At 41.9% G+C, this 25,862-nt stretch carries 18 protein-coding genes and 1 pseudogene; all 19 read left to right on the top strand.

From position 1 onward, the window contains the following. The first annotated feature begins 154 nt into the window (after positions 1-154). The 19 genes and pseudogenes from H8S51_RS13525 (at position 155) to H8S51_RS13435 (ending at position 25,852) form a co-directional block, all read left to right on the top strand. The gene (locus H8S51_RS13525) at positions 155-2,005 is read left to right on the top strand and encodes a hypothetical protein (RefSeq protein WP_186899402.1); all 1,851 of its coding nucleotides are present in this window, start codon (positions 155-157) and stop codon (positions 2,003-2,005) included. Next, entirely contained in the window at positions 1,978-2,196 is a 219-nt protein-coding gene (locus H8S51_RS13520) for a hypothetical protein (RefSeq protein WP_006858267.1), read from the top strand. The genes H8S51_RS13525 and H8S51_RS13520 overlap by 28 nt, the downstream gene beginning before the upstream one ends. 72 nt (positions 2,197-2,268) lie before the next feature. Next, positions 2,269-3,207 (top strand): helix-turn-helix domain-containing protein, encoded by a 939-nt coding sequence (locus H8S51_RS13515; protein ID WP_186899401.1) that lies wholly within the window; start codon positions 2,269-2,271, stop codon positions 3,205-3,207. A 102-nt stretch (positions 3,208-3,309) separates the two neighbouring features. Then, a complete protein-coding gene (locus tag H8S51_RS13510; RefSeq protein WP_186899400.1) occupies positions 3,310-6,399 on the top strand; it encodes a glycoside hydrolase family 2 TIM barrel-domain containing protein in 3,090 nt (1,029 codons plus the stop codon). 24 nt (positions 6,400-6,423) lie between these two features. Further along, a complete protein-coding gene (locus H8S51_RS13505; RefSeq protein WP_186899399.1) occupies positions 6,424-7,584 on the top strand; it encodes a glycoside hydrolase family 53 protein in 1,161 nt (386 codons plus the stop codon). A gap of 247 nt (positions 7,585-7,831) precedes the next feature. Next, entirely contained in the window at positions 7,832-9,001 is a 1,170-nt protein-coding gene (locus H8S51_RS13500; RefSeq protein ID WP_117921259.1) for a galactokinase, read from the top strand. 104 nt (positions 9,002-9,105) lie between these two features. Continuing rightward, complete coding sequence (gene galT / locus H8S51_RS13495) at positions 9,106-10,668, top strand: UDP-glucose--hexose-1-phosphate uridylyltransferase (RefSeq protein ID WP_117921258.1); 1,563 nt, start codon at positions 9,106-9,108, stop codon at positions 10,666-10,668. Between the two features lie 193 nt (positions 10,669-10,861). Then, a pseudogene (locus tag H8S51_RS13490) lies at positions 10,862-11,026 on the top strand (arsenate reductase ArsC); the annotation flags it as partial. 61 nt (positions 11,027-11,087) lie between these two features. After that, complete coding sequence (locus H8S51_RS13485; protein ID WP_186899398.1) at positions 11,088-11,600, top strand: flavodoxin; 513 nt, start codon at positions 11,088-11,090, stop codon at positions 11,598-11,600. Between the two features lie 232 nt (positions 11,601-11,832). After that, positions 11,833-13,200, top strand: coding sequence for an MATE family efflux transporter (locus H8S51_RS13480; protein WP_186899397.1), 1,368 nt, complete (start codon positions 11,833-11,835; stop codon positions 13,198-13,200). Positions 13,201-13,213: 13 nt separating this feature from the next. Next, positions 13,214-13,801 (top strand): cytidylate kinase-like family protein, encoded by a 588-nt coding sequence (locus H8S51_RS13475; protein WP_117921255.1) that lies wholly within the window; start codon positions 13,214-13,216, stop codon positions 13,799-13,801. 191 nt (positions 13,802-13,992) lie between these two features. Continuing rightward, positions 13,993-14,217, top strand: coding sequence for a YgjV family protein (locus tag H8S51_RS13470; RefSeq protein WP_186899396.1), 225 nt, complete (start codon positions 13,993-13,995; stop codon positions 14,215-14,217). Between the two features lie 120 nt (positions 14,218-14,337). Then, positions 14,338-17,136 (top strand): GH36-type glycosyl hydrolase domain-containing protein, encoded by a 2,799-nt coding sequence (locus tag H8S51_RS13465; protein ID WP_186899395.1) that lies wholly within the window; start codon positions 14,338-14,340, stop codon positions 17,134-17,136. A gap of 13 nt (positions 17,137-17,149) precedes the next feature. Further along, entirely contained in the window at positions 17,150-20,287 is a 3,138-nt protein-coding gene (locus tag H8S51_RS13460; protein ID WP_186899394.1) for a hypothetical protein, read from the top strand. Continuing rightward, positions 20,241-20,540, top strand: a complete 300-nt coding sequence (locus tag H8S51_RS13455) for a glycoside hydrolase family 30 beta sandwich domain-containing protein (RefSeq protein WP_186899393.1) — start codon at positions 20,241-20,243, stop codon at positions 20,538-20,540. Before H8S51_RS13460 ends, H8S51_RS13455 begins: the two co-directional genes overlap by 47 nt. A gap of 132 nt (positions 20,541-20,672) precedes the next feature. Further along, positions 20,673-22,100, top strand: coding sequence for an ABC transporter substrate-binding protein (locus H8S51_RS13450; protein WP_186899392.1), 1,428 nt, complete (start codon positions 20,673-20,675; stop codon positions 22,098-22,100). Between the two features lie 58 nt (positions 22,101-22,158). Further along, positions 22,159-23,160: a carbohydrate ABC transporter permease gene (locus tag H8S51_RS13445; RefSeq protein ID WP_330646626.1), complete on the top strand. Its 1,002-nt coding sequence runs from the start codon at positions 22,159-22,161 to the stop codon at positions 23,158-23,160. Between the two features lie 2 nt (positions 23,161-23,162). After that, positions 23,163-23,996, top strand: a complete 834-nt coding sequence (locus H8S51_RS13440) for a carbohydrate ABC transporter permease (protein WP_186899391.1) — start codon at positions 23,163-23,165, stop codon at positions 23,994-23,996. Positions 23,997-24,196: 200 nt separating this feature from the next. After that, positions 24,197-25,852, top strand: a complete 1,656-nt coding sequence (locus H8S51_RS13435) for an extracellular solute-binding protein (protein WP_241070718.1) — start codon at positions 24,197-24,199, stop codon at positions 25,850-25,852. Positions 25,853-25,862 lie beyond the last annotated feature (10 nt).

Below are 25,862 nucleotides of genomic sequence, written 5' to 3'. Positions count from 1 at the left end.
AGTAACACTAAGTAGACATTGCAGCAGAGGCTGCAATGCCTAAGTGTTACTAACCCGCGTTGGAAGAACGCAGGAGCAGCGTTCTTCTGAGAAAGTGTAGTTTTGAGAAGAGTATTAACTCTTTTAGATAAAATTTTAGAGGAGAAAGAAAAAAATGGATAAATTTGTACTGAATCTTATTCATCGTCCGGAGCTGGTTCCAGAGTATTCTGCGACAGTGACAGGACAGGGAAAAGAAGAGGATATCGGAGATAAAGCACTTTTAACAGAGTCTTTGGATATCTTTAAGACACAGCAGAGATTAGCTCACGAGAATGGATTAAAAGTAACCATTCAGATGACATATGCTTCACTCTTCAATGATGAAGCAGTAGAGATCGCAAAACATGACCATGAAGTATATGGTGATGAGATCGCATTATCTTTATTAGGACTTCCTTGCGAGGAGTTCCGCGAAAAATATAAGACAAAAGACTTCTGTATCTGGATGTTCTCCATGGAAGATAAGAAAGCCATCGTAAATGATGTATTCGAAAAATTCCATGACAGATTCGGTTTTTATCCGGAGTCCACAGGATCTTATTATATGGATGCTGACCTGACAAACTATATCAAAGCAACTTATCCGACTGTAAAATGTGCAGTTGCTACCTGCTGGGAGGAAGGTCCGAAGGCATATCACACCTGCAACAACTCCTGGTATACATTATTTGATGGCGGCCCATGGGCACCATGGATCCCATCGAAACAGAACACACATGCACCGGCTGCAAATAAAGAGGAAGACAGTGGTATCGTAGCGATCCCTCATCTTTCCCGTGACCTGATCGCATGTTACGATGGAAATGGTTCGAACTTCGGAACACATCCGCAGAATGTACTCCGTGGTATGATTTATGATACAAAGACATGGGAATATCCATATCTTTATAACTTAATCGACCAGTACCGTTCCTTAGAGAAATATAACAACGGATATGCATACAACATGATGTTCGTTGGACCGGGCTGGATGAACAAGATGGGACGCTGGGAGCAGCCATATGAACTTCTTTACAAATCCTACAGTGATGGATGTGCTTACTATGGAAAGCTGAAAAAAGAAGGTCAGTTAATTGACATGACTATGTCAGAGTTTGCTGATTATTATCGTGAGAAAAAAGGTGTCAACCAGAACAATTACAATGAGCCGGAATGTGCTCTCTGGAGAGATATCTTATATGGTTCAGACAAACAGTTATTCTGGTACTGCGATCCGTACATGAGAGCATGTGTTAATATGGATCAGGGCGGTGCGATCGTTGATCTTCGTCCTTATGCAGCAAAATTAGAGTGGCCGGTCGGCATTGGAACAAAACATGTTCAGGATGCATCCTACCCATTCTTAATCCAGGAGAAATACCGTGCAGGTTACTTTACACATTACGCAGGAGAGGGAACTGTAAGAAGTGCAAAACTTTCTTACAAAGGAGAGGAAGTTGATCTCTGCCTCTGCCCGACACATGCACACTTCTCCCAGGAAGGCAAGACAAGAATCCTTACATTAGACCCTGTTACAATCGAGTTTAAGGATCTGACTGTAAAACTTCAGACAAAAGAATACTTTGAGGAAGGATCTTCCAACATCAGGATCGAGCGTCACATCTTAGAGATGAGTGATCCGACTGCAGAAGTAACATTAAATGAATACATGGTTGCATGCTATGGTACAACTGAATATTCCGAAGATATGAGTCATATCACATTAAAGATCAACGGACCGGAAGAGAAGACGATCAACTATGAATACAAATGCCGTGAAGAGGGCGTCGTAGGAGCTACAGAGGTTTCTGCAGTCGTTCCTGAAATCGAGACAAGAGTATCCATGACAGCATCCGATGCAAAGGCAGAAGGATATGTAAAAGAAGGATATGCATTCTCACCAATGTTCACATTGGGATACAGAAAAACAATCTCAGATAAGGAGGTATTTGCAACATGGCTCAACTTGGCAAAGGCAAATTAAATTATAGATGCCCATCCTGTTTTTTAAGAGATCTTGACATCGATATGTTCTACAATAAAGAAACTGGTATTTATAGCTGTATCCGCTGTCAGTACCGTGGAACGGAAGAGGATGTATTAGAGAAAAACGAAATGATCCGTTTCCGTTATAAAGCAATGCATGATAGAATTACAAAATTTGATTTTGATTAAATTCTGATATCAGAAACAAAATGGCTGCCGTACTGAAATAATGTACGGCAGTTTTAAAAAGAGGTAATAACCATGGGAAAAAAGAAAAAAGACACGATGGAATTGAGGTTTTACGAAGTTCCGCAGGGTGAATATGTTCTGGCACTTTTAGGAGACAACTGGATTCGTGATTACGGACATGATGAAAGCAATCTTCATTTTCACAATCTCATGGAAATCGGATATTGTAAAAACGGTACCGGCAGGCTGATCTTAAATGAACAGACAAAAAGCTACGAACCGGCAATGGTCAGTATTATTCCGCAGAATTACCCGCATGTGACGATCAGTGATATAGCGGAGGGACCAAGCTATTGGGAATATCTATTTTTTGATCCGATGGTCATGATCCAGGAATTGTATCCGGATAATGCTGTCATGCAAAAAAAAGTATTACAGATGGTCAATCGAAAGGCTTTGTTTTTCCATGAATGGGAAAATCGCGGGATTTCCGTTCTTGTGAAGATGCTCATGGATGAGATGAGACAGAAAAAAAGCCATTTTAATGATTGTGTCAGAGGTCTTTTGATCGCATTTTTTACAGAATTGCTCCGTATGTGTGAAAGTGATGTATCGGAGGATGAAGTAAAGAAAAAGACAGGTGTTTCCCAGATTACGGCAGCACTTGATTATGTCAGATTAGAGTATGCGAATAATATTCGTGTGGAAGAACTTGCAAAGGCAAGTCATATGAGTGAGACGCATTTCAGAAGAGTGTTTGAATCTTATATGAATATGTCACCTATGGATTATATCAATCTGATGCGTGTGCAAAAAGCATGTGATATCATGAAAAAGACAAATGATCCGATGGATGTGGTCGCACAGAAAGTGGGATTTACCACGACATCTACATTTAACCGGAACTTCAAAAAATATCTGAATACATCTCCGTATCAGTGGAAGATCAGTCCGGAAAATTATGAGAGAAAACTGTTAAATTATAATATTTCCGCTTTGAAAGGCTGGTAAAACTTATGATTGAAAATGCGTGTTTTGTGTTGAAATACAGATGTAAAATGCGCATTTTTTCGTTAAAATGGAGATAAGAAAAAGATAAAAGGAGAACATTACATGTCATTCGAAATAAAAAAGATCCATGATCCGAAGTTTTTTAAGGAAAACTGTATGTCAGCGCACTCTGATCATATTTCATATGCAGATGAGAAAGAGGCAGAGGAGAAAAAAAGCAGCTTCCGGTTACCGTTAGATGGAATCTGGAAATTTCATTATGCAAAAAATTATGCACAGGCTGTTACCGGATTTGAGGCAGAGGATTTTGACTGCAAATGCTGGGATGATATCCGCGTGCCGGCGCATATCCAGATGGAAGGTTATGATATTCCACAGTATGTGAACATCCAGTACCCGTGGGACGGCAGGGAAGATGTATGGCGCGATACGGTGCCGAGTGAATTTAACCCGGTAGCAAGTTATGTAAAATATTTTACACTGCCGGAAGGGTTTATGAAAAATGGTCTTTATATTTCCTTTCAGGGCGTTGAGAGTGGTTTTGCACTGTGGTTAAACGGTCAGTATGTCGGTTACAGCGAAGACAGTTTTACACCGTCCGAATTTGACCTGACTCCGTATGTAAAAGAAGGTGAAAACAAGCTGGCAGTACAGGTGTTTAAGTGGACATCATCAAGCTGGTGTGAGGATCAGGATTTTTACCGGTTTTCCGGTATTTTCCGCTCGGTTTATCTGTATACCATGCCAAAGGTGCATGTGTATGATTTAAAAGTGCAGCCGGTTGTCGATGAGGCGGTTTTAAATGCAGATCTTCTTGTCACAATGCAGATGCGCGGCGAGGGAAAAGCAAGACTGACCCTGACCGGCAGCAGAAATTATTCCGTTTTGGAAGAAAAAGAAGAACAGATTATTTTCTCTGAGGAGCTGCCAGTCTCTGAGGGGGAAGTTCATTTTGAAAAAGAGGTTAAAAAACCGGATCTGTGGAGTGCGGAGATCCCGAATTTATACACGCTTACGATCGAATGTTTTGATCAAAACGGGGAGAGAAGCGAGCTTGTCAGCCAAAGAATTGGATTCCGCCGTTTTGAAATGAAAGACGGTATTATGACATTAAATGGAAAACGTATCGTATTTAAGGGTGTCAACCGTCACGAATTCAGTTCCATATCAGGACGTGCGGTCACAAAAGAGGAAGTTTTAAAAGATATTGTAACAATGAAACAGAACAATATCAATGCGATCCGTACCTGCCATTATCCGGATGCATCCATTATATATGATCTCTGTGATGAATACGGACTTTATATGATTGCAGAAAATAATCTCGAATCACACGGTTCGTGGGATGCTGCGATGCATGGTTCTGTGCCGAAAGATACGATCGTTCCGGGGGACAACATGGACTGGGAACCGATGATGCTTGACCGCGTCAATTCCTGTTACCAGAGAGATAAAAACCATCCGGCAGTTCTGATCTGGTCAGTCGGAAATGAATCTTACGGCGGAAAAGTAATTTTTGACATGTCCGAAAAATTCCGTGTTTTAGATCCATACCGTCTGGTTCATTATGAGGGAATTTTCAATGACCGCAGATATGAGGCGACCAGCGATATGGAAAGCCAGATGTATACGAGCGTGGAAAATGTGAAAAAATTCCTCGCCGAGCATAAGGAAAAACCGTTTATTATGTGTGAATATACACATGCGATGGGAAATTCCTGTGGTGCCATGCACAAATACACGGATCTGACCGATACGGAACCGAGATATCAGGGCGGTTTTATCTGGGATTACATTGACCAGTCCATTTTGAAAAAAGACCGCTATGGAAAAGAGTTTCAGGCATATGGTGGTGATTTCTTAGAGCGGCCGACGGATTATAATTTCAGTGGAAATGGAATCTGTTATGGCGGTGACAGAGATCCATCCCCGAAAATGCAGGAAGTAAAATTCAATTATCAGAATATCAGTGTCCTGTTTGAAAAGGATGGAAAATTCACGGTAGTGAATAAGAATCTGTTTGCGGGTACAGACCAGTTCCGCTGTGTGGCAGTTTTACAGAAAAATGGAGTTGTGATAAAAAAACAGGAGATCAAAACAGCAGTACCACCGCTTAGTTCTTCCGATTATGAGATACCGTTTGCAGTTTTGCGGGCAGATGGTCAGGATCAGAAAAAAGAAGAACCGGACGTGGAATATGCACTTACGGTTTCATTCCTTTTAAAAGAGGACAGAAGCTGGGCAGATGCAGGTCATGAAGTTGCATTTGGACAGAAGATTTATAAAAAGAGTACCGTTTTCCATGCATCCCAAAAACCAATCCGTGTGGTTCACGGAAAGGTAAATATCGGTGTGAAGGGTGAAGATTTTGACTGTCTGTTCTCCATGTTGAATGGTGGACTTGTTTCTTACCGTTATGCGGGAAAAGAGATGATCGAAAAGATCCCGATGCCGAATTTCTGGAGGGCACCGGTTGACAATGATAACGGAAGTATGGCACCGGCGCGCTATGCGCAGTGGAAGATCGCCAGCATGTATATCAGCCACAGAAATGGAGGAATGTTTGACAATGTTCCAACGAAAGTGGAAGAAAAAGATAATACCGTAAAGATCACCTATACTTATTTTATGCCGACAACACCGGCAAGTAAATGTCAGGTTGCCTACACGGTTTTCGGTGATGGAACAATCGAGACGAAATTGATGTATGATCCGGTCGAGGGACTTCCGGATATGCCGGAGTTTGGCATGATGTTCTGGTTTAATGCAGATTATGACAATCTTACCTGGTATGGCATGGGACCGGATGAGACGTATGCAGACCGGAGACATGGTGCGAAACTTGGAATCTACAGTAATAAAGTAGCTGACAATATGGCAAAATACTTAGTTCCGCAGGAATGCGGCAACAAAGTCGGTGTGCGCTATGCGCGTCTTGTGGATGCAAAAGGCAGAGGTATTCTGTTTGAGGGAGATGAATTAAGTTTTTCTGCACTCCCATATACACCGCATGAACTTGAAAATGCAGCACATGTTTATGAACTGCCACAGGTACATCATACGATCGTCCGTGTGGCAATGGCACAGATGGGAGTCGGCGGCGATGATAGCTGGGGCTCATGGGTGCATCCGGAATACCATATTGATGCGACAAAACCATTGGAATTTACATTCCGGTTCAGAGGAATATAGCGTAAAAAAGAAAGGAATAATTTTATGAAATTTGTAAAAGGAATGGATTTATCTACACTTGCAGAGTTGGAGAAGTGTGGTGCGAAATATTATGACAACGGAGAAGAAAAGGATATTTTGGAGATCATGAAATCTTATGATGTGGATACGATCCGTATCCGTGTCTGGAATGATCCGTGGTCAGAAACAGGAGAATCTTACGGTGCAGGAGAAAATGATCCAAAGACATCTCTTGAGATCGCCAAAAAGGTGACAAAAGCAGGTTTTGGTGTACTTTTAAATCTGCATTACAGTGATTTCTGGGCAGATCCGGGAAAACAGTTTAAACCGAAGGCATGGGAAAATTATGGTGTCAAAGAGTTAGAGCAGGCAGTTTATGATTTCACGTTAGAGATGATGCATCTTTATTTGGAAAACGGTGTCAATATCACGATGGTACAGGTCGGAAATGAACTTTCAAATGGTCTGCTCTGGCCGGAAGGCAAGGTGCCGAACTATGATAACATCGCAACATTTGTCAATGCCGGTATCCGTGCTGTCCGTAAAGCAGATGAAGAGCGTCTCGCAGGCTCTATCAAAGGTGTATGCCCGCAGATGAAGGAACTGTCAAAGATTCCGGTTATGATCCATCTTGACAATGGCGGCAACAATGCACTTTACCGTGAATGGTTTGATAATTTTACAAAACGCGGTGAGGATTTTGAACTGATCGGATTGTCCTATTATCCATTCTGGCATGGATCTCTTCAGATGTTAAATGACAACATGAATGATATCGCAAAGCGTTATGGCAAAGATCTGATCGTAGCTGAAGTTTCCATGGGATATACAATGGAAGATTACAAAGATTATGAGAAACTGTCCGACGAAGAGCGCAAAGGATATGCGACAAAGCCGGCATTGGTCGAGAAAATCGAATATCCGATGACCATACAGGGACAGTACGATTTTATGGAAGATTTCTTAAAACGTATCAGCCATATTGACGGTGGAAAAGGAAAGGGATTTTTCTACTGGGAGCCGGCATGGATTCCGGTTCCGGGTTCCGGCTGGGCAACACCTGCATCTTTAAAATATATACAGGATCCGGGACCATGTGGCAACGAGTGGGCAAATCAGGCATTATTTGATTATAAGGGAAATGCGCTGCCAACATTGAAACTGATCCGCGATTTTGAAGCATAAAATAATTGATGATAAGAAAAGGTTTTAAAATCCTGCAACATTTATGTAAAAATGTTGCAGGATTTTCTGCACTTTGTTGCAGTTTGCATTTCAGCCATTGCAAAGGGAGTTGGATGCAGTATAATAGGATTATCAAAGAAAACAAAACAAATGCATCCTGTTTTCCAAGGATAAAAAAACGAACAGGATGATGTGCGGCAAAATAAGAACAAATGATGTATTAGAAGAAATTAAAGGAGGATTCAAGATGGTTTGGGAGAACGTACTGGCAAAGTTTAAAGAGTTATTTGGAGATGAAGGTGAGATTGGTGTTTATTTTGCACCGGGACGTGTGAACATGATCGGAGAGCATACCGATTACAATGGCGGTCATGTATTTCCTTGTGCACTGACGATCGGTACTTATGGTGTGGCAAGAAAAAGAAATGATAAGAAGTTGCGTTTTTATTCCATGAACTTTGAGCAGCTTGGTGTGTTAGAGTCATCGGTAGAGAATTTAAAACCGGAGAAAGAAGCTGACTGGACAAATTACCCGAAGGGTGTAATGTGGGCATTCGGAGAAAAAGGCATGAAAGTAGAGCAGGGTATGGATCTTGTATTATTTGGAAACATCCCGAATGGTTCCGGACTTTCTTCTTCTGCATCCGTAGAGGTTTTAACAGGATTTATCTTACGCGATATGTTCGGATTTGACGTGACAAATCAGGATCTTGCACTGATCGGTCAGTATTCGGAAAATAAATTCAACGGTGTCAACTGTGGTATCATGGATCAGTTTGCTATCGCAATGGGCAAAGCAGGACACGCAATCTTCCTTGACACGGCAACTTTAAAATATGAGTATGCACCGATCAAACTGGAAAATGCAAAGATCGTGATTTCCTGCAGCAATAAAAAACGTGGACTTGGCGATTCCAAATACAATGAGCGCCGCAGTGAATGTGAGAAGGCATTAGCAGAGTTACAGAAAGTGGTTTCCATTGATGCACTCGGAGATCTGACAGAGGCACAGTTTGAGGAACACAAAGATGCCATTAAAGAGGAAGTGTGTGTAAGACGTGCAAAACATGCAGTCTATGAGAATCAGAGAACGATCAAAGCAGTAGAGGCGCTGAAAAATAATGATGTTGCTTTATTTGGAAAACTGATGAATGAATCACATGTTTCTCTCCGTGATGATTATGAGGTAACCGGTATCGAGCTTGATACTTTGGTCGAAGAAGCATGGAAGATCGATGGTGTGATCGGATCAAGAATGACTGGTGCAGGTTTTGGCGGATGTACGGTCAGTATCGTAAAAGATGAAGCTGTGGATACTTTTATCAAAGAAGTTGGAGCCGCTTATGAGAAGAAGATCGGATACGCAGCAGATTTCTATGTTGTTGAGATCGGTGACGGCCCGGTGAAATTAGCATAAAAAGAGAAGTGTTTCATTGTCAGAAATGACATAGACAGCATAATTGTGTATGCGCGACAGAATATAGTCCGGATACGTAGAATAGCATAGAGGTGAAGAAGAAAATGATACAGGAAAAGATTTTAGAGTTAACAGAATATGGTCTGGTGACAGGACTGGTTGCACCGGAAGATAAGAGATTTACCATCAATCGTCTGTTAGAGCTTTTTAAATTAGATGAGTTAGAAGAGAACATTGTTACAGCTTATGAAAAAAGAGAGCCAATGACACAGAAATCTGCAGAGAAAGCATTAGAGGGTATTCTTACAGAGATGCTTGACTATGCAGCAGAGCAGGGACTGATGCCGGAAGATACGATCACCTACCGCGATCTGTTTGATACAAAGATCATGAGCATGCTTATGCCAAGACCAAGCGAAGTCATTACAAAATTCCGTGGACTTTATAATCATCAGTCTGCCCAGGCAGCAACCGATTATTTTTATAAATTAAGCTGTGATTCAAACTATATCCGCAGATACCGTATCAAGAAAGATTTGAAATGGACTGCAGATACTGAGTTTGGTACATTGGATATCACGATCAATTTATCCAAACCGGAAAAAGATCCAAAAGCGATCGCAGCAGCGAAACTTGCAAAACAGAGCGGTTATCCGAAATGTTTACTCTGCAAGGAAAATGAGGGATATGCAGGCCGTGTGAACCATCCGGCAAGACAGAACCACAGGATCATTCCGGTAACGATCAATGGCAGTGACTGGTTTTTCCAGTATTCTCCTTATGTTTATTATAATGAGCACTGTATCATCTTTAACGGACAGCATACACCGATGAAGATCGAGCGTGCTACTTTTGGTAAACTGCTTGATTTCGTAGAGCAGTTCCCGCATTATTTTGTTGGTTCAAATGCAGATCTTCCGATCGTTGGCGGCTCTATTTTGAGCCATGATCATTTCCAGGGCGGTCATTATGAATTTGCCATGGCAAAAGCTCCGGTGGAAAAAGAGATATCATTCAAGGGATTTGAGGATGTCAAAGCAGGTATCGTAAAATGGCCGATGTCCGTTATCCGTATCAGCGCAGAGAAAAAAGACCGCCTGATCGAGCTGGCAGATAAGATTTTACTGGCATGGAGAGGTTACACAGACGAGGCTGCATTTGTTTTTGCCGAGACAGACGGAGAGCCACATAACACGATCACTCCGATCGCAAGAAGACGCGGCGATTTATACGAACTGGATCTGGTATTGCGTAATAATATCACAACAGAAGAACATCCGCTTGGTGTTTACCATCCGCATGCAAAACTGCACCATATCAAGAAAGAGAATATCGGTCTGATCGAGGTTATGGGACTTGCAGTGCTTCCGGCACGTCTGAAAAAAGAGATGGCAGATTTAGAGCAGGCATTGTTTGATGGAACATCTATCCGTGAGGATGAAGTCCTTGAAAAACATGCAGACTGGGTAGAAGAGTTCCTTCCGAAATACGGATTTACATTCGGTACCGGTTTAGAGGGCGAAGTTACTCCGGAAAGACTGCATGAGATCGTGCAGACAGAGATTGGTCTGGTATTTATGGAAGTATTAAAAGATGCCGGTGTTTACAAATGCACGGAAGAAGGAAGAAGTGCTTTCATGCGTTTTGTAGACAAAGTGAATGAATAGTCATATTAACTTTTTTCTATTTGTATATTATCCTAACACATAGAGATATTTCTATGTGAGGTGATTGATTTGGAAAAAATCTATACAGAGACAGCCAAAATCCTCAAAGCATTGTCTGATCCTAAGAGACTGCGGATCATCTGAAAGGAGGTTTTCATGCGTAAGAAAAAGGTAGCATTTATATGTGTACATTATCGCTATTTCCATGGGATGTGATGTCGGATGTCCGTATATCGGCAGGGAGTTTGATGATAACTGGGGATTGCCTGATCCGACAGGATGTGATGATAAGGTATTTATGGAAGTGATAGCAGAGATTGAAAAGAATATTTTAAGATTAAAGGAAATGTTTCGCTGATAACCTTGACATTATGACAGACTTTAGTATTATGGTTCTTGAGTAAAGGAGGAAGCTGAAAATGCGTACATTGATTGCTTATTTTTCAAGAGCGGGAGAAAATTATTTTGGCGGTTCCATAAAAAATATAACGGTTGGAAACACAGAGATCTGTGCCGGACTCATAAAAGAATTTTTAGAAGCAGATCTTTTTAAAATTGAGATGAAACAGCCGTATTCGGATCAGTACCGGGAGTGTGTTGAACAGGCAAAAGTCGATTTTGCGGAAAATAACAGACCGGAACTCATAAATTATCCGGAAAATATGGGAGATTATGACACCATTATTCTCGGATATCCGAATTATTGCGGGACGATACCGATGGCAGTAGCAACGTTTTTGGAATTCTTTGATACTTCCGGAAAGAAAATCCTTCCGTTTTGCACGAATGAGGGAAGCGGTATGGGCAAAAGTGAGGAAACGATAAAAGCACTGTGCCCGGATGCGGATGTCAGAAAAGGTAAATCCATTATGGGCGGTCAGGCAAAGAGTTCAAAGACAGAACTTGAAGCATGGGTAAAGCAGAATATCTGATCTGCAAAAAATTCCGTTTGACTTTTAAAAATAAAATAATTATAATTCAAAAAAGAACGAGTAGCAAATCTGCGTAAATCCAGTTTTTGCTGCTCGTTTTTTCATAAAAAATTACATCTTATGAATGATTGCCATAAAAAAGTGTGTAGCTTATCAGCGTAAGTCCAGCTTATATGATAGGTGCACACTTTTTTTGTGCAGAAAACAAGATGCAAAACAAGGAGGATTTAAAATGGCAGAGAGTAACAAAATGAAGGAGATGCCGGTAGGTAAGCTCATGGTTCAGATGGGGATACCGATGATCTTATCGATGGCATTGCAGGCGGTCTATAATATCGTGGACAGTGCCTTTGTCGGAAACATGAAGGTGGGAAGCGAGGCGGCATTAAATGCACTTACGCTGGTATTCCCCGTGCAGATGCTTATGGTCGCAGTCGGGATTGGAACAGGAGTAGGAACGAATGCGCTGCTTGCAAGAACGCTCGGGCAGGGAAACAGTAAAAAAGCGGCGAAAGTTGCAGGAAACAGCCTGTTTTTAGGTGTGATCATTTATGCAGTATGTCTGTTATTTGGAATTTTCGGGGTAAAAGCATATATTTCTTCGCAGACAGTGGATGCAGAAGTTCTTTCCATGGGAACGGATTATTTGAGAATCTGCTGTGTGATTTCTTTTGGAATCATTTCCTTTTCACTGTTTGAAAAATTATTACAGGCAACAGGACGTTCACTTTATTCTACGATCGGTCAGGTTACAGGAGCAGTGATCAATATCATTCTTGATCCAATCATGATCTATGGTATCGGACCGGTCCCGGAAATGGGGGTAAAGGGTGCTGCCTATGCAACGGTGATCGGACAGGTGGCATCGGCGTTAATGTTATTTGTTTTTCATATCAGATTAAATAAAGAATTTGACCACGGAATAAAGTATATGAAACCGGATACAGGCATTATAAAGGAAATATATGCGATCGGACTTCAGGCGATCATTGCACAGGCATTAATGTCTGTTATGGTATACGTAATGAACCTTATCTTAAAATTTGCTCCGGCAGCGCAGACCGCATACGGGCTGTTTTACAAAGTGCAGCAGTTTGTATTGTTCCTTGCTTTTGGACTGAGGGATGCGATCACCCCGATCATAGCTTTTGCATATGGCATGCTCAGTAAAAAGAGAATCGAAGACGTAATCAGATATGGCCTTTTATATACCGTTGCACTGATGATCTTTGGCATTATCATTACAGAAATTTTCCCTGGAGCATTTGCAACTTTGTTTAATGCCGGACAGTCGAGAGAATATTTTATCGGTGCAATGCGGATCATTTCCATCAGCTTTCTTTTTGCAGGGATCAATGTGGCATATCAGGGAATTTATCAGGCACTAGATGGTGGAATCGAATCACTTGTGATCTCACTTTTAAGACAGCTTGTGATCATATTGCCGTTAGCAGGAATATTTTCTGTGTTTGTAAGAAATGGTCAGGCAGGGGTTTCACTGATCTGGTGGGCATTTCCGGTCACAGAGTTTATAGCATGTCTGGTAGGATATGTATTTTTAAAGAAAATCAGAAAAACAAAAGTTGACAGTTTAGATTAGGGAGGGATGAACCATGGCAAAAAGAATTATCACGATCAGCAGGGAATTTGGAAGCGGAGGACGTTTTATCGGCGAGAAAGTGGCAAAAGAGCTTGGAATTGCATATTATGACAAAGATATTATCAGCCAGATCGCAGAGAAGTCAGGACTTTCACCGGAATATATCAGGGAAAAAGCAGAATTATCCACAAAAAAAGGGTTGTTTGCGTATGCATTTACAGGAAGGGATATCACGGGAAAATCCGTGGAAGATATCGTATATGAAACGCAGAGCAAAGTGATCATGGAAATAGCACAGAAAGAGGACTGTGTGATCATTGGAAGGAACGCCGATTTTATTTTAAAGGACAGGGATGATGTGCTGAATGTTTTTATACATGGGGATATGCCACAAAAAGTGGAGCGTATCTGCAGGTTATATCATGTGACGGAAGCTGATGCAAAGAAAATGATAATGGATATAGACAAACGTCGCAGCACAAACTATAATTTCTATACGGAACAGAAGTGGGGGCTGGCAGCGAATTATACGTTAGCGTTAAATAGTTCACAACTTGGATATGACAGATGCAGACAGATTATACTGGATTGTGCAAAATAAAACAATATTAGTGATGCAGTACACCGGCGAAAGATAGAATCATTGGAAAGAGGAAGTACATATCCGGATGAAAACGGCAAATGAGAAAACAAAAGAAATGGATATGTTAAATGGAGGGGCGGTGCGTACAGCATGCTTGTTTCATTTACAATCCTGATCGCCGCAAATATCAAGGAACGGAAGGAAAGGGCATGGACGCCGGTATATCTTCCATACTGGTATTTCTGACATCATCGATCTCACTACTTTCGATCTGGTGGTTAAAACCACAGAAGATGCGGATTGCCGGAATGGCAACAAGTATTACGTCCCTGTTTTATCAGATCAGTATAAAAAACTGGGCAGGGCTGCTTGAAATCGTTGTGATCTGCAGTAATATCCTGTCTTTTACAAAATATAAGAAAGAAACAAAATAAGTGACAGATATCTGTCAGCCTAAAAAAAAGATACCTTACAGAAAAAAGGTATCTTTTTTTGTGCCCTTTTTTTTCTTTACAATGATGTCAGAACATGAAAAGGAAAAAGGAGTAGTCAGTATGCAGGATACATATCAGTTTATCGGAGAGGATGCCACATTTAACTTAAAAAATGCGGAAAATTACAGTTATCTGTATTTCCCTGTGGCAGGAGAAGCAGGAATCAAAAGTGCAGTGACACCGAATCTTTCAGGTGACTGTAAGATAGATCAGAATACTTTTATACTTGAGCCGGTCAGTGCAGAAAATCTGCATAATAACCGCAGCAGCAGGAACTTCTGGTGCCATGTCGCAAATGCTGGTAACTGGTCGGCAACAGGCATTTCTGCGGAAGAAGAGTCGAAGAAGTTTACCGGATTGTCAGATAAAAATGAAGTGACAGCAGGACTGATGTGGCATACCGTGACGAGAACTTCAGATAAATATCAGTTATCTGCAGAAATCACATCGTTCGTTCCGGTGGATGAGAACGCAGAGATCATGTATGTGGAGATCACAAATATCGGGAAGATGCAGGTGCGGTTCACACCGACAGCGGCAATCCCTTTATATGGAAGAAGTGCAGATAATATCAGGGATCACCGACATGTGACATCTTTACTGCACCGGATCAAAACGGTGGAAAACGGTGTGCTTGTGACACCGACACTTTCATTCGACGAGCGTGGGCACCGTAAAAATGATGTGACCTACTTTGTCTGTGGTTTTGATGGAAACGGCGAGCCGCCAAAAGATTTTTATCCGGTCGTGGAAGATTATATTGGAGAAGGCGGCAATTTCGAGAGACCGGAGGCAGTTGTAAAAAATCTTGAAGGTGTGAAGGCAGGATGCAGCTTTGCAGGATGCGAGGCGGTCGGAGGACTCCATTTTAAAGAGGTGGTGTTAGAGGCAGGTGAAACTGTGTCCTACACAGTCCTGATCGGAGCGTTAAAGCAGCAGGAAGCTGCAGAAGAAAAGACAGATCATGAGAATACAGGCAGTGACACAGTGACAGATTGGAAAAATGCTGACGTAGAACATGGTATCGCAGAACTTACCGCAAAATATAAAACAGCGGACAAAGTAAAAAACGAATTTGCCCGTGTGAAAGCCTATTGGGAAGAAAAAGTAAATGTTTCTTATCATACAGGAGATCTGGTGTTTGACAAATACATCCACTGGGTAAGTTTTCAGCCGATCTTACGACGGATCTACGGCTGTTCTTTCCTGCCACACCATGATTACGGAAAAGGCGGAAGGGGCTGGAGAGATCTCTGGCAGGATTGTCTGGCACTTCTGATCATGAATCCGGATGGTGTCCGGGAAATGCTTTTATCAAATTTTGCCGGTGTGCGTATGGATGGAACGAATGCAACAATTATCGGAGAAAGACAGGGCGAATTTATCGCAGACCGCAATAACATTACACGCGTGTGGATGGATCATGGTGTGTGGCCGTTTTTTACGACAAAACTTTATATCGATGAGACCGGGGACATAGAGATCTTAGATGAACAGGCTGCCTATTTTAAGGACAGACAGGTTGTAAGAGGAACCAAAAAGGATGATGCGTGGGACGAAGCATATGGCTGCTGGCAGAAAACAGAGACACAGGAAATCTATAAAGGGAGTGTATTAGAACATCTTCTGCTGCAGAATCTGACCGCTTTTTATGAGGTTGGGGAACATGGACATATCTTACTTCGCGGGGCAGACTGGAATGATGCACTGGATATGGCACCGGAACGCGGGGAGAGCGTTGCGTTCACAAATGCCTATGCCGGAAATTTAAAGGATATTGCGGAACTTTTAAAGACATATCAGGAAAAAACAGGAAAAAGTACCGTTTTCCTTGCAAAAGAGATCAGCGTGCTGTTAGGCGGAGACGGGAAATTATATGACTCCGTCGAAAAGAAGAAAGAGCTGCTTTTATCTTATGCAGAGAGCTGTGTACATAACGTCAGCGGAGAAAAAACAGAAGTACCGGTAAAAGAATTGATCGAAAGCCTGTCGGACAAAGCAGAATGGATGATGGATCATATCCGCAGCACCGAATGGGTGACAGATTCAGAGGGAAATGGCTGGTTTAACGGCTATTACGATAATCACGGCAGGCGTGTGGAGGGTGAATTTGAACAGGGCATCCGTATGATGCTTACCAGCCAGGTGTTCGCTGTGATGGCAGGAACTGCAAAAGAAGAACAGGTAAAAGAGATCATAAAGAGTGCAGACCGCTATCTGTATAAGGAAGAGGTCGGCGGTTACCGCCTGAATACGGATTTTGATGAGGTAAAGATGGATCTTGGCAGGATGTTTGGCTTTGCATATGGCGAGAAGGAAAACGGAGCTGTATTTTCCCACATGGCGGTGATGTTTGCAAATGCACTGTACCGGAGAGGATTTGCGGCGGAAGGATATAAGGCACTATCCGCCCTTTACCGTCAGTCGGTCAATTTCCCGGTCAGCAGGATCTATCCTGGAATCCCGGAATATTTTAACGGTCGCGGAAGAGGCATGTACCATTATCTGACCGGTGCTGCAAGCTGGTATATGCTGACAGTGATCACAGAAATGTTCGGGGTCAAAGGAAAATGCGGTGATCTTTTACTGATGCCAAAGCTGATGCCGGAGCAGTTTGATAAGAATGGTCTGGCAAAACTGTCACTTTTCTTTGCGGGCGTAAATTGTCAGGTTATTTATGAGAATAAAGAAAAAAAAGCATTCGATATATATCGGATCGAAGAAGTACGGTTTGACGGCAGAAAATTAGATCAGGAGGAATGGAAAGCAGATGAAGCAGAAAAATCTGCGATCATTCCAAGAACGAAGTTAGAAGAAGCAGGAAAAATGTTACATGAGGTGTATGTTGTACTGAAATAGAGGAGATTTGTTTATGATGAGACAGAAGGAGAATTTTATACTTGAAAACTACGGAAAAAAGTCGACCTTTGCAAGTTTTCTGCCTGGGATCGCCGGCATCCGCGGTATTCCGATCTGGTGTTATTATGTCAATCGCGGACAGTGCGTGGTAAGTTTTGGTGTGGATAATAAAGATCATGCCATTATGGAATTTTATCCGGCACATCAGGCATATCAGAATGTAAAGACAACAGGATTCCGTACTTTCATCAAAAAAGACGGGATTGTCTGGGAGCCTTTTTCAGATGAGACGGTAGAACACAGTATGCAGATCGCAATGAACGGTCTGGAAATTGAGGAGAAGAATCAGGAAAGCGGTCTTAGAACCAATGTATATTATTATACACTGCCGGAGGAAAATCTTGGGGCGCTGATCCGTATGGTCACCGTGGAAAATATCAGTGAGAAACCTGTAAAGATCGAAATTTTAGATGGAATGCCGGCGGTGATACCATATGGTGTGTCCATGGAAAATACAAAAAATATGTGCCAGACAGCCAAGGCATGGATGCAGGTGGAGGATGTCGCAGAGTGTATACCTTATTTCAGGGTGCGTGCAAGTATGGCAGACACGGCATCTGTCCAGAAAATTGAAGGTGGTAATTTTTCTGCGGGATGTTTAAAAGATGGTGAATTGCTTGCACCGATCGTGGATACTTCTGTTATTTTTTCATATGATGCTTCCTTGCAGAATCCGGTCGGATTCAGGGAACACAGTTTAAAAGAACTCTATGGGATGGAGCAGATGACACAGAATCAGTTTCCGTGCAGTTTTTATGGAACAGTAAAATGCCTTGTACCGGGAGAGGAGTTTACTTTATATGAAGTGATCGGTCAGGTGGAAAATAAGCATATCTTGTCTGATTTCTTTGCAGATAAGAAAGACGATTCCTATTTTTATGCAAAGCGTAGAGAAGCAAAAGAACTGGCAGAGAATCTGACGAATGAAATTGATACGAAGACCGCTTCAAAAACATTTGATGCGTACTGCCGGTATACCTATATGGATAATGTTCTGCGTGGAGGTTATCCGATGCGTCTTGGAAACAATAAGATTTTTTATGTGTATTCCAGAAAGCACGGGGATCTTGAGCGTGATTATAATTATTTTTCCATGCTGCCTGAATTTTACTCACAGGGAAATGGAAACTTCCGTGATGTAAACCAGAATCGCAGATGTGATACTTTTTTTGCTCCGTTTGTGGGACGGGAAAATATTCATGAATTTTACAGTCTGATCCAGTTAGATGGATACAATCCATTAAATGTTGAAAAACTGACCTACCGTGTTCCTTTGGAAAAAGCGAAAAAAATTCTCTCACGTCTGCCGGAAGAACAGGGGGAAATGCTGATCGGATTTGTGACAGAACCATTTACACCGGGAGCACTTTACCGGAAATTAGACGAGGTTTTAAAAGATAACTGGGATGAATCACTGTTTATCCAGATCATTGATTTTGCTGAGGGAATGGTAAATGGAAACTTTGGAGAAGGTTACTGGTGTGACCACTGGACTTACAATCTGGATCTGATATTTGATTATCTTGAGGTATTTCCTGAGAAAGAACAGGAAATGCTCTATGAAAATGTGTATACGACTTTTTTGTCACAGATCAATATCAACCGTCGGTTTAAGCGTTACGAAGAAACAAAAAACGGACTGCGTCAGTATCATGCCCTGGATGAATCTTCAAGACGGAAAGATTCCGGAGAGAAACTGGTACGCACAAAGTATGGCAATGGCGATGTGTTAAAAATGACGCTGATGGAAAAGCTGCTGCTTTTATGTGTAACAAAATTTGCAGCATTAGATGCCTATGGAATGGGAATCGAGATGGAGGGCGGAAAACCCGGCTGGTATGATGCCTTAAACGGAATGCCTGGAATGTTTGGATCATCAATGGCAGAAACTTATGAGCTTGCAAGAATGCTTTCCTATACCACCGATGCCCTAAAACGGTATCCGGGACAGGTCGAAGTGATCGAAGAACTTGCTTGTTTTATGGAAGAACTCAATTTGATCAACAGGATTGAGCAGGACAGCCTGTACCGGGACGGTCAGGTATTATCATTCTGGAACCGGATCAATGATGCAAAAGAAATTTACCGTGACAAAACGTATTCCGGTATCTCAGGAAATAAGATCGTGTATCGCACAGAGAATCTGGCAGAGATGTTAGAGGGATTCCGGGGAACGATCTGCCTTGGCATCAAAAAAGCGTGCAGGCTTTCCGGAGGAATCTGTCCGACCTACTTCACTTATGAGGTGACAGAATATGAGAAATTAAAAGACGGCGGAATCCGCCCGCTGGCGTTTCAGGTAAATACAGTGCCTTACTTCTTAGAAGGACCGGTGAGATATTTAAAACTGCAAAAGAGCAGGGAAGAAAAAAGGAAGCTGTATCAGAATATCAAAGAGAGTGATCTTTACGACAGAAAGTTATCCATGTACAAGGTCAACGCATCTTTGCAGGAGGCGTCTTTTGAACTCGGACGTGCACGTGCGTTTACACCGGGATGGCTGGAGAATGAGTCGATCTGGCTGCATATGGAATATAAATATCTGTTAGAACTGCTGAAAAGCGGGCTGTATCAGGAATTTTTCGAAGATTTTCACAAGGCGGCAGTGCCGTTTTTAGACCCACAGGTATATGGAAGAAGTACCTATGAAAATTCTTCCTTTATTGCAAGCAGTAAAAATCCGAACAAATCCTGCCATGGAAAAGGTTTTGTGGCAAGATTAAGCGGTTCTACGATCGAGTTTATCAGCATGTGGAAATTAATGATGTTCGGTTCACACCCGTTTTCTGTGGAAAATGAAGAACTTGCATTTACACCATGCCCTGCAGTGCCGTCTTACCTGATCAGGGAAAATGGGGAAGTCAGTGCCACACTGCTTGGAAATATAAAAGTAACATATTGTTTTGCGGAGAAAGCTGATTTCATTCCGGGAAATTATCAGATTAAGAATATGACGTTTACTTATGCAAATGGGAGTGACATTTATGTGGAAAAAGATCATGTGGCAGGAAAAATTGCAGAAGATATCAGATCCGGTAAAGTAATTGAGATTTATATGGAAGCAGAGAAAATGCCGGATACTGAAAAATGACACCTTTGAGAAACGGCTTACTTACTATTATATCGGGCAGTTCAGCCGCTATATCAAAAAAGGTGCAGTCCGTATTGGAACGACACGTTACACAGACCGCATCGAAGTAACAGGATTTTTGAATCCGGATGGAAGCCGTGCGATCGTGCTTTTGAATAAGACAGATGCACCGGCAGAATACACCCTGCGTGAAAATGGCGAGGGCTGCATGGGAACACTTGCACCTCATTCCATCCAGACGATCTGCTACTAAAAAAATGATACCTTTTTAAAATAAGGTGCATTTTTTATAGAAATGGTGGCTGTTATAATTCAATCATCAACAGAGAACAGACATGTTGAAAGGGAAAAAACAATAATCAAGATGAAAAAGGGAGGATTTTTTATGAATCTGAAAAAGTTAGTATCCGTAATGCTGGTCAGTGCAATGGCATTATCCATGGGGGCATGTGGTAACTCCGGAAACAGTGCAGCAAATACTTCTTCCAATGGAAACAGCGGAAGCAATGAAAGTGCTTCCTCTACAGAGAGTGGAGCTGCTTCCACAAACAGTGATGACAAATTAGTTGTCTGGACACTTTCAAACGACCTGATCGATTATGGCAAGAGATTTGAAGAGCAGACAGGCGTTGCAGTTGATACCGTTGTTATCGAACCTGCAAACTACCCGACAAAAGTACAGACCGCATTACTTGGTGGTGAGACAGAGCCGGATATCATCGTTGGTGAGCCAAAGATGTTAGAGGATTTCTATGATGCAGGTTTCTTCGAAGATTTAAATCAGGCACCATATAATGCACAGGATTATGCAGACCAGATCGTTGATTATGTATGGAAAGTCGGACAGGATTCTGAAGGCATCCAGAGAGCAATCTCCTATCAGATCACACCGGCAGGTATCTATTACAGAAGAGATATCGCAAAAGAAGTATTCGGAACAGATGATCCGGACGAGGTTGGAAAGTTATTTAAAGATTATGCAACCATTCTTGATACAGCAGAGAAATTAAAAGATGCAGGATACAGAATCTTCTCCTCAGATGCCGAGATGAACGTATTCTCCGGAGACTCCGCATGGGTTGTAGATGGTACGTTGAATGTGGATCAGGCAAGACTTGATTACATGGATCTTTGTGTAGACTTATATCAGAACGACTTAACAGCATACGCAAACCAGTGGTCAACTCCATGGTATCAGGCTATGTCAGGAGAGGTTCCGATCTTAAGTGCTGATATCCAGAACTACGCAGATGATTCCGTTAACGTATGGGATGCCACAGAGTTTGCAGAGGCAACCGAGGGCATGGAGAAAACAACTGTATTTGCATATGGTCTTCCTTCCTGGGGTGTTCTTACCATGAGAGATAACGTAGGTGAGACATCCGGATTATGGGGCGTATGTGCAGGACCTGCAGCAGGGTTTGACGGCGGTACATATATCGGTATTTCTTCCCAGTCGGAAAGAAAAGATACTGCATGGGAATTTGTAAAATTCTGTACCTTAAACGAAGATACCTCTGACTGGTGGATCGATTATTCACAGGGTGATACAGTTTCCTTAAAATCTGCATTAGAGAAACACAAAGATGATGAGAACCAGATTTACGGCGGTGAGAAACTGTATCAGTTCTGGTTAGATCAGGCAAAGAACATTGATACTTCCAAAGTAACAAGATATGATCAGGCAATCGGTGATGCATGGGGCAATGCGATCTCTGCAGTTAAGACAGGTCAGATGTCAAAAGAGGATGCAATCAATGAGTTCTATGACACAATTGAGTCTACTTATCCGGAAATTACAGTAAACAGATAATGACTGATAAACAGTAAATGGATTGTGTGTTCCTTTAGAAACTGTGTGGTTCTGGCGGATGAAAGACATCAGGATCACACAGAAAAGGGACGGACAGCCGGATTCTTGGCAGAGGGAAAACAATATGGCGAAAACAACTCAAAAAAAGAAGACATCAAATCTCACAAAATATAACAGAGCCGGATATTTCTTTGTCGCTCCGTTTGTGATCGTATTTTTGATTTTCAGTGTTTATCCGGTACTTCGGACCTTACTTTTAAGTTTTACGAATTGTAAATTAGCCGGAACACCTTACAAATTTACAGGTATAGAAAACTATGCCCGTGTATTTACAGACAAATTTTTCTGGAGAGCACTCTGGAACACGGTAAGAATCTGGGGCGTTAACATTGTATTACAGCTCGGACTTGCATTTTTACTGACGATCGTGTTCAGTGATATCAAATATAAGTTTAAAGGACTCCCGGTATTTCGAGCACTCTATTATCTGCCGAACTTAATTGCGGCAACTTCTGTAGCATTCTTATTCAAAACATTATTAGACTGGCGTTATGGATCATTCAACCAGATTTTAAATTCGATCTATCAGTTTTTCGGTGTGAATAAGACACCGGTTGACTGGCTCGGTTCCCCGGCAACAGCAGGAAACACGATTGCAATCATCAGTGCATGGATGTGGTTTGGTAACTCGTTCATCATGTTGATGGCAGGTGTACAGGGAATCAACAAAGATTACTTTGAAGCGGCAGCTATTGACGGCGCCGGAAGATGGACAACTTTTGGAAAAATTACATTACCACTGTTAAAACCGATTCTGTTATATGTGGCAATCACATCCCTGATCGGAGGTTTACAGATGTTTGACTTGCCGTTCCTTATGGCAGAAAAGGCTTCCGCATCTTACAATTCCGTAGAAACGGTTGTAATGTATTTGTATAAATTCGGATTTGCAACAGGCACGACACAGACAGGATATGCATCCGCAATCGCATATGCATTATTCCTTATCATACTTATTGTTTCTGTTTTACAGCTTAAATTAGTAAATAAGGAGGATTAGTCATGACAGCAGGTGATAAGATAAAAAAGACAATTATATACATACTGTTAATTATACTTGCAGCAACATGCATGTTTCCGTTTCTCCTTATGATGGTAAATGCGACCAGAGATGGTGTGGAGATCACTCGTTCCTTTACCCTGATTCCAAGTACACATATTAAGGAAAACTGGGAGACAGTATTTAGTTTCTTCAATCTGTTTAAAGGTATGTGGAACAGTTTAAAGGTAGCAGTACCGGCAACACTTTTAACTGCTTATTTTTCAGCAATGACAGCATACGGACTTGCAATGTACAAGTTCCGTGGAAATAAACTGATCTTTACCGCAATCCTTGTATTTATGATGATTCCTGGACAGTTAAGCTTAATCGGTTTTTATAACTTATGTACAAAATTAAAACTGGTCAATTCCTACATCCCGCTGATCATACCGGCGATAGCGGCGCCGGGAACCGTATTCTTCTTAAGACAGTATATTTTATCTGTTATGTCTCCATCCTTAGTGGAGGCAGCAAGGATCGACGGGGCAAGCGAACTTTATTCGTTCCACAGGATCGCACTTCCGATCATGTCTCCGGGTATTGCAACAATGTCTATCATGGCATTTATCGGAAACTGGAATAACTATCTGCTTCCGATGATCATATTAAACAAAAATGAGAAGTTTACACTTCCGGTTATGATGGCAACCTTAAAAGCATCGACCGATATCCAGAGAAATCAGGGAGCGATTTATTTAGCAGTAGCAATCTCAGTCATCCCGATCCTGAGCGTATTCTGCTTCTGCTCAAAATACATTATCAGCAGTATTTCTGCTGGAAGTGTAAAAGAATAAAGGCAATAAGTTCTTATTTGAATTTTATACTTTTCCTCAGGAGAGAGGCACTTTTCGTAAACGGAAAGGGTCTCTTTTGGCATCAACAGAGATTTGCCCGGAGGCATAAAATATGGTAAAATTAAAAGAAAAACCGTGGCGGTATCGGATAGAAAAGTTACGGAAATCCATAGCGTAGAACTGACAGGAGAAGTTATTGTATGGGAAGAAAACATGGAAAACAAAAAAGGGTAATGTCTGCCTGTATGGTACTGGGGATGCTTGCCGGTCTGTGTGCCTGCGCAGGGGAAGGGCAGACAGCCGGAACAGATATAGGGAAGACGACAGAGATAAAGGAAGCTGAGGAGCTGCCGGCATGGCAGCAGTATGCAAAAGAAGATCCGGTTACTTTGGACTGGTATATTAATTTTTCATGGTTTGCAACACCATGGGGGGAAAATCTCGTATCCAAAACGATCACGAAAGAAACCGGTGTGAATATCAATTTTATTACGCCGATCGGAACGGAGACAGAGAAACTGAATGCTCTGATCGCAGCAGATTCGCTGCCGGATCTGATCACTCTTGGCTGGTGGGAACCGCAGGTTACGGAGATGATCTCAAAAGACATGGTATATGCATTAAATGAACTTGCAGATGAATATGATCCGTATTTCTGGAAAGTGACAGATGAAACGGCAGTGAACTGGTTTACCATGGATGATGGGAATATTTATGAGTATCCGAATTCTTCGATCACGCCAAAAGATGTTGCGGAAAATGAAAATATCCGCAGTAATCAGGAGTTTCTTGTACGCAAAGATATCTATGAGGCGATCGGAAACCCGGATATGACAACACCGGAAGGTTTTTATGATGCAGTAAAGAAAGCAGCAGAAATGTTTCCGGAGATAGATGGGGAACCGTTGATCCCGGTCGGTGCACATGTATTTGATGACAAGGGAAATGTTTCTTTTGATAAATATCTGATGAACTCACTGGCTGTTCCATGGGAGAAAAACGGGCAGTATTATGACAGATATACAGATCCGGAATATATCAGATGGCTGAAAGTATTTCGGCAGTTAGGGGAGAAAGGTTATCTTGCAAATGATATTTTTGTGGACAGCCGGACCCAGATGGAGGAAAAACTTGCACAGGGCAGATATTTTTGCATGATGTATCAGTACTCGGACATGCTTTCCCAGCAGAATATTTTATATGAAAATGATCCGGACAGTATTTATATAGCAGTAGAGGGACCGAAAAATGCGGCTGGTGATGATCCTTTGCGTCCTACCACAACAGTCAATGGGTGGACGGTGACGCTGATCTCGAAAAACTGCAGAAACCCGGAGCGTGCGATCGCATTTATGGATTATCTTATGAGTGAACACGGTCAGAAGGTAACATTCCTTGGCGTGGAAGGGGAGACTTATGAGATGCAGGATGGGAAACCGGTGTTGAAGGACAATGTAAAACAACTATTGGATTCGGATCGGGAAACGTATGACAGATTATATGGAGCAGATGACGCCTACTGGATGCTTCAGGATAATGTCATGCAGCTTCAGTGGGAACAGGAACCATCGCCTGCCACAGCACAGCTTTTAGACTGGGCAAAAAAATATATTGTTTATAATGGCCAGTATGATGTGGTATTTCCGGCAGGGTCAAAAGATGCGGAAACAGACGACCGTATTACAAAATTGTGGAGTGAGACACTCCCGGCACTTTTGCTTGCGGGTTCCGATGAGGAATTTGATAAGATTTTAGAATCTTTTAGACAAAAGCGCGATGAAATGGGATTTGCTGATCTGATGGAAAAGAAAACAGCGCATATACAGGAGTCAAAGAAAAAATTAGGAATCGAATAAACAGAATGGA

The organism is Roseburia rectibacter, assembly GCF_014287515.2.
GTDB classification, from domain to species: domain Bacteria; phylum Bacillota; class Clostridia; order Lachnospirales; family Lachnospiraceae; genus Roseburia; species Roseburia rectibacter.
Note: the sequence above shows the minus strand (reverse complement) of the source record. Positions and strands in the feature narration are given on the sequence as shown.